Consider the following 12,240-nt stretch of genomic DNA (forward strand, 5'->3'; position numbering starts at 1 on the left):
GGAGCGCCCCCGCCGCCGAGTATCCCATGCCCGGTCCGTGGCCGATTGGCCCAGGAAGCCGGATGGGAAATGGCCCTCTTGAGAGGGTTTCGGCAGTAATAACGTTCAGGCCGTGATTCCGCTTTCCACTTACGCGCTCTTCCTGGCCAGTTGTTTCGCCTTCGTCGTCGTGCCGGGGCCGAACCATCTCTACATCACCGCCCGCGCCGTCTCCCAGGGCCGGCCGGCGGGGCTGGCGTCGGCGCTCGGGGTGGAGACGGGCACGCTGCTGCACATCGCGGCGGCGGCGGCCGGGCTGTCGTACCTGGTCGCCCGGTCGATGGTGCTGTTCAACGTGGTGAAGTGGGCCGGGGTCGGCTATCTCTGCTATCTGGGCGTGCGGGCGCTGCTGCGCAGGCACGAGGCGGAGGAGCGGGTGGCCGCCGAGCCGTCGCAGCCGCTGTCCGCCGTCTTCTTCGAGGGCGTCGTGGTGAACGTGCTGAACCCGAAGGTGATCCTGTTCTTCCTCGCCTTCCTGCCGCAGTTCGTCGACCCGGCGGCGGGAGCCGTACCGGCGCAGACCGTGGTCCTCGGGCTCACCCTGTTCACGGTCGGGCTGACCGTCGACACGGTGTACGCGGTGGGGGCGGGCGCGGTCGGCGCGCGGCTGCGCGGCCGCGCCCGCCTGCTGGGCCGGGTCAGCGGCGTCGTCTACCTGGCCCTCGGCGTGGTCACCGCGTTCGGCTCGGCGCGGCCGTCCTGAGCGGTGACCACCCGGGTCAGGAGAAGCGGATCCAGTTGACGTTCACGAAGTCGGCCGGCTGGCCGCTGGTGAAGGTGACGTAGACGGTCTGCGTGCCGGTCACGGCGGAGATGTTGGCCGGTACGGTGCGCCAGCTCTGCCAGCCGCCGGTGTTGCCGACCGCGAAGTCGCCGAGCAGCGTGCCGGTCGGGCTGCCGAGCCGCGCCTGGACCAGGCCGCTCACGCCGCCCCCCGCGCCGGAGGCGACCCGGGCGGTGAACTGCGTGGCGGGGGTGGTGCCGAAGCGGACGTTGTCGAAGCGCAGCCAGTCGCCGTTGCCGACGCGGGTGACGTTCTGGCCGCCGCCGGTGTCGGTGGTCGTCTCGGTCCCGGTGCCGGACTGGGCGTTGGCGCTTTCCGCCTGGATGGCGGAGCGCGCGTCGAAGCCGTCGCCCGGCGGGTTCGTCGGCGGGTCGGTGGGCGGGTCGGTGGGCGGGGTGGTCGGGGTGCCGCTCTGGTAGACGGCCACGTAGTCCACGAGCATGGGCCGGCCGGAGACGGTGGAGGCGGTGGGCGTGGTGAACCCGGCCACGCCGTTCGGGAAGCCGCCGCCCATGGCCACGTTGAGCAGCAGGAAGTAACCGGCGTGGCCGGTCATGTTGGACCAGGTGGTGGCGTCGAACTGGCTCTGGGTGAGGGTGTGGTAGAGCTGCCCGTCCACGTACCACCTGAGCTGGTTGGGCGAGATGCTGCGGTCCCACTCGAAGCGGTAGGTGTGCATGGCCGACTGGCAGGTGGACCCGGGGCAGGGGCGGCTGGCGCCGAGCCCGTTGGTCTCGTTGCACGGGCCGCCGGGGGTGACGCCGCAGTGCAGCACGGCCCACACGGAGTTCAGCCCGTTGACGTTCTCCATGATGTCGAACTCGCCGATGGCCGGCCAGTTCCAGTAGTTGCCCCGGTACGGCGAGCCGAGCGCCCAGAACGCCGGCCAGTAGCCGAGCGCGGCGGCGCCGGTGACGTTCGGCATCTGGATGCGGCCCTCGATGCGCAGGATCCGCCCGTCGGCCGGCTTGAAGTCGGAGCGGCGGGTCTCGATCCGGGCCGAGGTCCAGGCGCCCGAGGCACTCTTGATCGGGGTGATGCGCAGGTTGCCCGAGCCGTCGAGGCTGAGGTTGGCGGGGTCGGCGGTGTAGTTCTGGATCTCGCCGGTGCCCCAGTTGCCGGGACCGCCCGGGTAACCGTGCCCGGTGTCCACGATCCAGTTGGCGCTGGACGGCGACGAGCCGGACGGGCCGTTGAAGTCGTCGGACCAGACCAGGGACCACCCTCCGGGGGTGGGTGGCACGTCCGCCCCCGCCGGGGCGGCGGCGACGGCGAGCGCCGCCGCCACGGCGGTGAGCATTGCGATGAACCATCGGCGCATGACTGTCTCCTCGATGGGGGGTGCCGCCGCCGCACGCACAACGACGGGGGCCAAGAGGAGAGCGCTCTCAAGGCCCAGAGCGTCCACTGTGACAGCGCGCCTGTCAAGGGCCTTGACTTCATCACACGGAAACATGCCGCCCACACCGTGGAAACAAGATAACGGCGATCGTTACGCCTGGAGCTGTTGACACTTAACGCAACGGCAACCAGTCTTCGGAGAGAGCGCTCTCAAGAAGATCAACTTATTCGGACCCCCAGGAGGGTTCCATGGGTATGTTGCGCCCCCGGCTTCTCGCATCGATGGTCGCCGCACTTCTGACCGTGAGCGTGGCCGCCTGCGGCGGCTCCGACGGCGGCTCCGGAGCACCATCGGCCGCGGCGCCCGGTGAGAAGGTCAAGCTCACCGTCGGCCTCTTCGGCGACCTGGGCTTCGTGCCGTTGTACGAGGAGTACAAGAAGACGCACCCGAACATCGAGATCGTGGAGCGCAGAGCGGAGTTCGCGGACCACCACAACAACCTGATCAAGCGGCTTGCCACCAACGCGGGCGCCGCGGACATCGAGGCCGTCGAGGTCGGCTACATCAGCACCTTCACCTCGACACCCGACAGGTTCCACAACTTAAAGGAGTACGGCCTGGAGAGTCGGCAGGCCGACTTCCTCGACTGGAAGTGGCAGCAGGGCCTGTCCAAGGACGGCTCCCAGCTCCTCGGCCTCGGCACCGACGTCGGCGGGCTCGCGATGTGCTACCGCACCGACCTGTTCGAGAAGGCCGGGCTGCCCAGCGAGCGGGACGAGGTCTCGAAGCTCTGGCCGACGTGGGAGCAGTACATCGAGACCGGCAAGAAGTTCGCCGCGGCCGGCGTCGAGGGCGCGAAGTTCGTGGACAGCCCCGGTGAGATCTTCCGCGCGATCGTCAACCAGGCCGCCGTCGGCCTGTACGACGCCCAGGACAACATCGTCGTCTCCTCCAACCCCGAGGTGAAGAAGGCCTGGGACCTGTCCAACCAGCTCAGCCAGAACAACCTGACGGCCAAGCTGGCCGCGTTCTCCCCGCCGTGGAACACCGGCTTCGCGAAGGGATCCTTCGCCACCATCATCTGTCCCGCCTGGATGACCGGCTTCATCCAGGAGCAGGCCGCGGACGCCTCCGGCAAGTGGGACATCGCGGCGGTGCCCGGCGGCGGCGGCAACAGCGGCGGCTCCCACCTGATGCTGCCCAAGCAGGGCAAGCACCCCAAGGAGGCCGCCGAGCTGATCAACTTCCTCACCTCGCCCGAGAACCAGGCGAAGGTGTTCAAGGAGGAGGGCACCTTCCCCTCCATCCCCGCGCTGTACGACGACCCGGCGGTCCAGGACTTCAAGAAGCCGTTCTTCAACGACGCGCCGGTCGGGAAGATCTACTCGGACGCCGCGAAGGCGCTCAAGCCGCAGCACCTCGGCCCCAAGGAGGCGGAGGTCCGCACGGCCGTCGCCAACGGCCTCGGCCGGGTGGAGCAGGGCCAGCAGACGCCTGACGAGGCGTGGACGCAGGTCCTGTCGGACGTCGGCAAGATCAAGTAGGCGCAGGGGCGCCGGCCCGGCACCGGCGGGCCGGCCCGCCCCTCCCCCGCGTCCCCCTCCCCGTCCAGAAAGCCCGTCCAGAAAGGATCCGGCATGGCCACCCGTGCCCCGGACCGCCCGGCGGCTCCCCCCGGTGGTCCGGCCCCGCGCTCCCATCGTCTCGGGCGCCGCGGACTGCTCCACCGGCTCGACGTCAAGGGCTCGCCGTACGCGTACATCGCCCCGTTCTTCCTGCTGTTCGCGGCGTTCGGGCTCTTCCCGCTGGCCTACACGGCCTGGGTCAGCCTGCACGAGTGGACCCTGCTGTCGGACACGCAGGAGTTCATCGGCCTCGGCAACTTCGCCACCCTGCTCCAGGACCCCTACTTCTGGAACGCGACCTTCAACACGCTGTCCATCGGCGTCCTGTCCACCGTTCCCCAGTTGCTGCTGGCCATCTGGCTGGCGCACCTGCTGAACCGGCCGCTGCGGGCGCAGACGTTCTTCCGGATCACCCTGCTGCTGCCCAACGTGACCAGCGTGGTGGCCGTGGTGGTCATCTTCAGCCAGCTCTTCGGGCGTGACTTCGGGCTGATCAACTGGGTGCTGTCGTGGTTCGGCCTCGGGGCGATCGACTGGGCGGCGGGAGTGGCCACCTCGCACATCGCGCTCGCCGTCATGATCATGTGGCGGTGGACCGGCTACAACACGCTGATCTTCCTGGCCGCGATGCAGGCCGTGCCGCGCGATCTCTACGAGGCGGCCACCATCGACGGCGCGTCCAAGTTCACCCAGCTCCGCAAGATCACCATCCCGATGATCCGGCCGACGATCGTGTTCACCGTGATCGTCTCCACCATCGGCGCCATGCAGATCCTCGCCGAGCCGCTGCTCTTCGCCGCCACCACCACCGGCGCCGGCACCATGGTCACCGGAGGCTTCGACCGGGAGTTCCAGACCCTGGCGCTCTACGTCTACGAGCACGCCTTCACCAACTTCGACTTCGGCTACGCCTCGGCCGCGTCGTGGGTGATGTTCGTCTTCGTGGTGGTCGTGGCGAGCGTCAACTACCTGCTGACCCGCAGGATGCGCGGAGGTGTCGGATGAGCGTGACCAGCAGGCTCGCGGGCAGGAGCGGCCGGACGGGGAGTGCCGCGGCGCGCCGGCTGACGTATCTCAGCCTGCTCGCGGTGGCGTTCTTCTCGGCGTTCCCGCTGTACTTCAGCGTGGTCGTGGCCTCCCGGCACAACTCCGCGCTGGCCCAGGTGCCGCCGCCGCTCCTTCCCGGCGGCAACTTCTTCGCCAACGTCGCCCGGGTCTTCGACACCGTGCCGTTCGCGCTCGCGCTGCTCAACTCGGTGCTGGTCTCCGGGTCGATCGCCATCTCGGTGATGTTCTTCTCCACGCTGGCCGGCTTCGCCTTCGCCAAGCTGCGCTTCCGCGGCAAGAACGCGCTGCTGGTGATGACCGTGGCGACCATGATGGTGCCGCTGCAACTCGGGATCATCCCGCTGTACCTGCTCATGGTGAAGATCCAATGGACCGGCACGATGTACGCGCTGATCGCGCCGTCGCTGGTCAGCGCCTTCGGCGTGTTCTTCATGACGCAGTACCTGTCCCGCGCGCTGCCCACCGAGCTGCTGGAGGCGGGCCGGGTCGACGGCTGCACCACCTGGGGCCTGTTCTGGCACGTCGTGATACCCGCAGCCCGCCCAGCCGCGGCGGTGCTGGGGATGCTCACCTTCATGACGGCCTGGAACGACTACTTCTGGCCGCTGGTCGTCCTCACCCCGGAGAACCCGACGGTGCAGGTCGCCCTCTCCACGCTGGCCAGCGGTTACGTCAACGACTATGTCCTGGGGCTGACCGGGACGGCGCTGGGGACGCTGCCACTGATCATCGTCTTCGCGCTACTCGGCAAGCAAATCATCGGCGGAATCATGCAGGGAGCAGTGAAAGGTTGATGACCATGACCGTCACCACTCGGGGGACCGCGCCTTCCTACCTCACGCAGGGGCGGGTGGACTTCCCGGAAAGGTTCGTCTGGGGCGCGGCGACGGCGTCCTACCAGATCGAGGGAGCGGCGAAGGAGGACGGACGAGGGAGATCGATCTGGGACACGTTCTCCGATACGCCGGGGAAGGTGTTCAACGGCGACAACGGCGAGGTGGCGTGCGACCACTACCACCGGTACGCCGACGACGTGCGGCTCATGCGGGACCTGGGGCTGCGCGCCTACCGGTTCTCGGTGGCCTGGCCGCGGATCCAGGCGGACGGGTCGGGCGCGCCGAACGGGCTCGGCCTGGACTTCTACGACCGCCTGGTGGACGAGCTCCTCGACGCCGACATCACGCCGTACGTGACGCTCTACCACTGGGATCTGCCGCAGGCGCTGGAGGACGGCGGCGGGTGGACGGCCAGGGACACGGCCTACCGGTTCGCCGACTACGCGGTGGCCGTGCACGCCCGGCTGGGTGACCGGGTGCGGTCCTGGACGACGCTGAACGAGCCGTGGGTGTCGGCGTTCCTCGGGTACGGCAACGGCGTGCACGCGCCGGGGCGGCGCGACCCGGGCGACGCGCTGCGGGCCGCGCACCACCTGCTGCTCGGGCACGGCCTGAGCGCGCAGGCGCTGCGCTCGGCGGGCGCCGAGGAGCTGATGCTGGTGATCAACTCCTCGCTGGTGGCCACGCCGGCCCAGGTGCACGACCCGGCCGCCGCGGTCTCCGAGGCCGACGCCGCCGCCGTGGAACGGGTGCACAGTCTGCTCAACCGGCAGTTCCTCGACCCGGCGCTGCGCGGCGAGTATCCCGCCGAGGTGCTGGCCACGGTGGAACGGCACGCGGGCCTGGAGCACATCCAGGACGGCGACCTGAAGACCATCAACCAGCCGATCGACCTCGTCGGGATCAACTACTACAACCCGTGCGTCGTGGAGGCCGCCCCCGGCGAGCCCGCCGACGCCGCCTGGCCGGGCAGCGAGGACGTGCGCTTCGCCACCGCCGACGCCCCGAAGACCGCGATGGGCTGGCCGATCGTGCCCACCGGCCTGTCCCGGCTGCTGCTGCGGCTGTCCCAGGACTACCCCGAGGTCGGCCTGTTCATCACCGAGAACGGCGCCGCCTTCGACGACGTGCTGACCGAGGGCAGGGTGCACGACGAGGACCGGATCTCCTACCTGGACGGCCACCTGCGGGCCGTGCACGCCGCCGTCGAGGGGGGCGCGGACGTCCGCGGCTACCTGGCCTGGTCGCTGCTCGACAACTTCGAGTGGGCCGAGGGCTACCGGCGCAGATTCGGCCTCGTGTACGTGGACTATCCCACCCAGACCAGGACACCCAAGGACAGCGCCCTGTGGTACCGCGACGTCATCGGCCGCAACGGCCTGGCAGGATGAGGAACGTGACCACCGGACGGAACTCCATCGCATGAAACGGCCCACTCTGGAGGCGGTGGCGGCGCGGGCGGGGGTCTCCAGGGCCACGGTCTCCCGGGTGGTCAACGGGCAGGCCACGGTCACCCCCGAGATCCGCGACGCCGTCATCCGGGCGGTCAACGAGCTGGGTTACGTGCCCAACTCCGCCGCGCGGAGCCTGGTGACGCAACGCACCGACTCCATCGCCCTGGTGGTCTCCGAGCCGCCCACCAGGGTCTTCTCCGAGGATCCGCTGTTCTCCACGGTGATCAGGACGGCCAGCAGGGAGCTGGAGGCCGCCGACAAGCAGGTGGTGCTCATGCTGGCCGGCAACGCGCAGAGCCATGCGCGGGTGGAGCGGTACATCGCCGGCGGCCACGTCGACGGGGTCATGCTCATCTCGATGCACGGCGCGGACCCGCTGCCCGCCGCGATCACCAGGATGGGCGTCCCCGTCGTCTCGTACGGCCGGCCGGCGGTCGCCGTCGACCTGCCGTACGCGGACAACGACAACGTGGGCGGCGCGGAGAGCGCGGTGCGGCGGCTGCTCGACACCGGGCGGCGGCGGATCGCCACCATCGCCGGGCCGCTGGACATGATCGCCGGTCAGGACCGCCTGACCGGCTACCGCAACGTCCTGCGCGACTCCGACCGCAGGTCGATCGTGGCGATCGGCGACTTCACCCGCGAGTCGGGGGCGGTGGCCATGCGCCAGCTCCTGGAGGACGACCCGAAGCTGGACGCGGTGTTCGCCGCCAACGACCTGATGGCCATCGGAGCGCTCCAGGCGCTGCGGCAGGCCGGGCGGCGGGTGCCCGACGACGTGTCGATCGTCGGGTTCGACGACATCGAGGCGGCCCGTTACACCGAGCCGCCGCTGACGACGATGCGGCATCCCATCGTCGAGCAGGCCACCGCGATGGTCCGGCTGCTGCTCACGCCGCCCGCCGAGCGGGACAGGGACCAGGTGATCCTGCCGACCGAGCTGGTGGTCAGGGAGTCCGGCTGAGGGCCTCGGGGATGCGGTCGAGCACGGGGAAGGGCAGCAGGCCGTACGCGTAGAAGTCGACCGCCTGCGCCCCCGCGGCGCGGGCGGCGCGCACCTTCGCCACCAGCGCGTCGGCGGAGTCGGTGTCCGGCAGGCCGGGCCGGACCACGACCCGCACCTCGCGGTCCTTGCCGACCGACCGCCGGTAGGCCCCGACGTCCTCGGCCACCCTGCCCGGATCGCGGGCGTAGGCGAGCACGCCGTAGCAGGGCACCAGGTCGCCGAGGGCGAGCACGTCCACGCCGAGCTGCCACGCCTCGTGCGCCGCGAGGCCGGGCGAGGGGCGGCCGTCGGCCCAGCCCTTGTCCCCGCCGGTGGCGTCGAGGAAGACCAGCAGGGAGCCCTCCGCGGACACCGCCGCGGACACCGCCGAGACCAGCGACGTCACCGTCTCCGACCTGGCGCGGGCGTAGGCGACCACCTCGGGACCGGCGTACGCGGTCAGCGCGGCGCGGGTCACCTGGCCCTGGGCGGGCGGGTCGCCGGCCAGCACGCCGCCGAGGATGCGCACGCACTCCTCGCGGGCCACGCCGGCGTCCACGCCCAGGTCCTCCGCCCTGGCCATGCAGTGCTCGCAGAAGCACAGGCTGAACAGGTAGGCGTCCATCGGGCCGAGCGCGACGTGGCACCGGTCGTAGCCGGCCCCGCCGCCGAAGAAGTGCAGCGCCTCGGCGACCACGCTGTCCACGCCCTGCCGGGCGACCGCCCTGGCCAGCGCCTCGACGTAGAGCCGCACGTCCGGATGAGCCGGGCACAGGTCGGCGGGCGAGCCGGGGTCGCCGAAGCAGTCGCGCACGGTCACGTCGGGGTGGGCGGCGCCGAGGGTGGCGTTGCGCAGGAAGACCGTCCAGCCGTGCATCCGCAGGCCGCGCCCGGCGGTCGCCGCGCGGAGGGCGGCCAGCGGCTCCCCCGCGACGCCGTCCTGCACCGGGGGCGCGAGCCGCAGGTCGCGGAACAGCTCCGCGGGCGGCTCGAAGTAGACGCCGTCGTGCCGGACCGTCACCCTGGACCTGCCGTGCGGGGTGACGTCGCGGGCGCGCTCCCCGGCCACCGCCACGGTGACGCCGGCCACGCCGTACCCGGCGGCCCGGTCGAGCACACTCTCCGGCCCCTCGCCCAGGAAGTCCTCGGCGAAGACGTAAAGCGAACTGTCCACCCCGATCCCCATCTCAGAAATAGGTTCTCAGCAGATCGACGACGACGTGGCGGTCGTCCACCACGGGCAGGACCCGCCATTTGTCGAAGGCCGTGCACGGGTGGGAGATGCCGAAGCACACCAGGTCGCCGGGGCGCAGCCCGGCCTCGCCCGCGCAGATCGTGTGCTGGTCCTGGACCTTGACGACCTCGACGCCCTCCAGCGGCTTCGTGCGCCCCTCGCGGCGGACCGCCTTGGGCACCGGCATGCCCTCGTCACAGGGGGCGTCACGCTTGCCGAAGCCGAGGACGGCGAGACCCGGCTCGGGCACGGACAGCACGTGCGCCCACACCTCCAAAGCGGCTCGCAGCTCGCCGTCGATCCGGGTGTAGGGGGTGCGCTCGCGGTAGTAGCCGTCGTCGTGCGAGACGTAGGCGCCGCTGCGCAGGATGATCGTGGCCTGGCAGGCGGCCAGCTCGCGGCCGATCACGTCGAACCACTGGCTGCCGCCGACCGACAGGATGGGCCTGGGCGCCCTGACGTGGTCCAGGGCCTCCTGTAACCGGCCGAGGTAGGCCCGCACCTCCGCCGCCGACCCCAGCCCGCCCTCGTACCCCGCGACGCCGGCCACCTCGACTCCGGGCGCCTCCCTGGCCGCCGCGACCACGTCGAGCAGCTCCCCAAGGGTACGGCTGCCGCCCCGGCCGCCCACGTGGCCCAGCTCGGCCAGCACCCGGAACGGCCGGCTCCCCGCGTGCGCGGAGAGGATCTCGATCCCGGCCACCGAGTCGGCGAAGCACAGGAACTCAAGCGACGGGTCCGCGTCCAGCTCGGCGGCGATCGCGCGCAGCCCGGCGGGGTCCACGACCTGGTTGGCGAGCACGATCCGGCCGACGCCGAAGCCGCGCAGCGTGAGCGCCTGGCTGGGCGTGGCGACGGTGAACCCCCACGCGCCCGCGGCGAGCTGGTCGGCGAGCAGCGCGGGGGCCATGGTCGTCTTGGCGTGCGGGGCCAGCTCCAGCCCGTGGTCGCGGGCGAACGCGGCCACCGTGGCGATGTTGTGCCGCAGGTCGTCGCGGCGGGCGACCATCAGCGGGAAGCTGAAAGGCCCGTCGAACAGGCTCTCACCCTCCGGCGGCCCGAGGATCCCCTTGGCCCACCCGCCGACCGGCTCATCGGGAACCCTCACGGAAACACCCCTCGCTACGACATCAGCCCCAGCGCACCTTACCGGCCGGACGCCTCAGCACTGGACACGTTCGTGACACCGGTGCTTTGCCACGCGATCTGCCACAAGAACACCTATTCCCCCCGGACAAGTAGCCCTCCTGTGCGTAAGTGGCTATTTTGCTATGCGCCACAAGACGTAAGACGGGGGAGCACATTGATCGGCGCTCGACACCTCGCCGGACGCTATCGCCTGCTGAACCCCCTGGGAGAGGGCGGAGCCGGTACCGTCTGGCTGGCCGCCGACGACGTGCTGAGCCGCGACGTGGCGGTCAAGGAGGTACGGCTCGCGCCGGGGCTGGACGAGGCCCGGCGGCGGGAGATCTGCGAGGCGGCCGTGCGGGAGGCCAACGTGGCCGCCCGGCTCAAGCATCCGTCGATCGTCACCGTGCACGACGTGCTGGTCGAGGACGGCCGGCCCTGGCTCGTCATGGAACTGCTCAACGGCACCTCGCTGGAGCAGATGGTGCGCGAGCGCGGGCCGATGCCGCCGCACCAGGCGGCCAGGATCGGGGTGCACCTGCTGTCCGCCCTCGCCGTCGCGCACGCGGCCGGGGTCGTGCACCGCGACATCAAGCCGAGCAACGTCCTGCTCACCAGGACCGGGCGCGCGGTGCTCACCGACTTCGGCATCGCGAGCGTGGCCGGGGAGGCGACGGACCGCACCGCGCACCTCGTCGGGTCGCCCGCGTTCGTCGCGCCGGAACGGCTGCGCGGCGAGGAGGAGGGCCCGGCGTCGGACCTGTGGTCGCTGGGCGCGACGCTCTACTTCGCCGTGGAGGGCGTGCCGCCGCACGACGCGGAAACGCCGGTCGCGGTGCTCACCAAGGTGCTCGTCGAACCGCCCAGGCCGCCGGAACGCGCCGGGCCGCTCACCCCCGTGCTGACCGCGCTGCTCAACCCGGAGCCCGCGGCCCGCCCGGCGATCCCCGCGGCCACCGGGCAACTGCGCGACCTCACCGAGGGGCGTCCGGGCTCCGTGCCGTGGGGCGTGGAGCAGGCCGTTCCCGCGCCCCCCGAGCAGGAGACGCCCGCCGCGCCCGGCAGGGGCCGTACCGCGCTGCTGGCGGGGAGCATGGTGGCCGCGCTCGCCGTGGTCGCGGCCGGCACCGTCGTCGTGGTGAACGTCACCGCCTCCGCGGGCGCGGCGGCGGCCCCGGCTCCCCTGGCGACCCGGCTGAGCGAGACTCCGGGGAAGTTCTCCGTGCCGGTGAAGTTCTGCGACCTGTTCACCCCCGCCCAGATCGGCCGGCTGGTGCCGGACGTGGCCAAGCCGAAGGGCGAACCCGACAACACGGGCGGCTGCGACTGGACCGCCAAGGGGGTGGGCCTGTCGGCGGCCCCCACCCTGCTGGGCCTGGAGGAGAAGCACTGGGGGGCCAGCCCGCAGCTCGCCCACGAACGGTTCGTCAACCAGCGCAACGCGACGATCCCCTCGGGCACGGTCGCCTGGTCCTGGCCCGAGATCAGCGCGGGGCTCCGCTCGGCGCGGACCACCGGGCCCGAGCCGGTCGGCGGGATCGGCGACGAGGCGTTCACCTACCAGGTCTATGACAACCGCAATCATCTGAAGCTGGAGCAGAGCTACATGGTGTTCCGGGTCGACAACCTCGTCGCCCAGGTCGGCTACACGGTCGTCGACGGCAGCCAGGACGAGAAGTCCATCCGCGACGGCGCCAAGCAGGCGGCGGGCTGGATGGTCGCGGCGCTGAAGCGGACGGGATGAA

General features: G+C 71.2%; 10 protein-coding genes. 7 read left to right on the forward strand and 3 right to left on the reverse strand.

What is annotated here, in order from left to right:
• Nucleotides 1-112 precede the first annotated feature (112 nt).
• Complete coding sequence (locus QSK26_RS01805; protein WP_285773146.1) at nucleotides 113-742, forward strand: LysE family translocator; 630 nt, start codon at nucleotides 113-115, stop codon at nucleotides 740-742.
• A gap of 16 nt (nucleotides 743-758) precedes the next feature.
• Here QSK26_RS01805 and QSK26_RS01810 read toward each other — a convergent pair whose 3' ends face one another.
• On the reverse strand, nucleotides 759-2,144 hold the full coding sequence (locus tag QSK26_RS01810) for a glycoside hydrolase family 16 protein (RefSeq protein WP_285773147.1): 1,386 nt from the start codon (nucleotides 2,142-2,144) through the stop codon (nucleotides 759-761).
• Nucleotides 2,145-2,413: 269 nt separating this feature from the next.
• Between QSK26_RS01810 and QSK26_RS01815 the strand changes: the two genes are divergently transcribed.
• From QSK26_RS01815 to QSK26_RS01835, 5 genes are all read left to right on the forward strand, one after another.
• Entirely contained in the window at nucleotides 2,414-3,709 is a 1,296-nt protein-coding gene (locus tag QSK26_RS01815; RefSeq protein WP_285773148.1) for an ABC transporter substrate-binding protein, read from the forward strand.
• Nucleotides 3,710-3,802: 93 nt separating this feature from the next.
• On the forward strand, nucleotides 3,803-4,795 hold the full coding sequence (locus QSK26_RS01820) for a carbohydrate ABC transporter permease (protein ID WP_285773149.1): 993 nt from the start codon (nucleotides 3,803-3,805) through the stop codon (nucleotides 4,793-4,795).
• Nucleotides 4,792-5,652 carry a carbohydrate ABC transporter permease gene (locus QSK26_RS01825; RefSeq protein ID WP_285773150.1) on the forward strand — a complete coding sequence of 287 codons (861 nt, stop codon included), beginning with the start codon at nucleotides 4,792-4,794 and terminating at the stop codon, nucleotides 5,650-5,652. Before QSK26_RS01820 ends, QSK26_RS01825 begins: the two co-directional genes overlap by 4 nt.
• A gap of 5 nt (nucleotides 5,653-5,657) precedes the next feature.
• Nucleotides 5,658-7,085, forward strand: a complete 1,428-nt coding sequence (locus QSK26_RS01830; RefSeq protein WP_285773151.1) for a GH1 family beta-glucosidase — start codon at nucleotides 5,658-5,660, stop codon at nucleotides 7,083-7,085.
• 31 nt (nucleotides 7,086-7,116) lie between these two features.
• Complete coding sequence (locus tag QSK26_RS01835) at nucleotides 7,117-8,112, forward strand: LacI family DNA-binding transcriptional regulator (RefSeq protein ID WP_285773152.1); 996 nt, start codon at nucleotides 7,117-7,119, stop codon at nucleotides 8,110-8,112.
• Here QSK26_RS01835 and QSK26_RS01840 read toward each other — a convergent pair.
• Nucleotides 8,096-9,307, reverse strand: a complete 1,212-nt coding sequence (locus QSK26_RS01840) for a hypothetical protein (protein ID WP_285773153.1) — start codon at nucleotides 9,305-9,307, stop codon at nucleotides 8,096-8,098. The two genes, QSK26_RS01835 and QSK26_RS01840, sit on opposite strands and share 17 nt — an antisense overlap.
• Before the next feature lie 13 nt (nucleotides 9,308-9,320).
• On the reverse strand, nucleotides 9,321-10,475 hold the full coding sequence (locus tag QSK26_RS01845) for an alanine racemase (RefSeq protein ID WP_285773154.1): 1,155 nt from the start codon (nucleotides 10,473-10,475) through the stop codon (nucleotides 9,321-9,323).
• A 195-nt stretch (nucleotides 10,476-10,670) separates the two neighbouring features.
• Here QSK26_RS01845 and QSK26_RS01850 point away from each other — a divergent pair, with 195 nt between their 5' ends.
• Nucleotides 10,671-12,239 (forward strand): serine/threonine-protein kinase, encoded by a 1,569-nt coding sequence (locus QSK26_RS01850; protein WP_285773155.1) that lies wholly within the window; start codon nucleotides 10,671-10,673, stop codon nucleotides 12,237-12,239.
• Nucleotide 12,240: the final 1 nt, after the last annotated feature.

This window comes from Microtetraspora sp. NBRC 13810 (assembly GCF_030268685.1).
Taxonomy (GTDB): domain Bacteria; phylum Actinomycetota; class Actinomycetes; order Streptosporangiales; family Streptosporangiaceae; genus BSRQ01.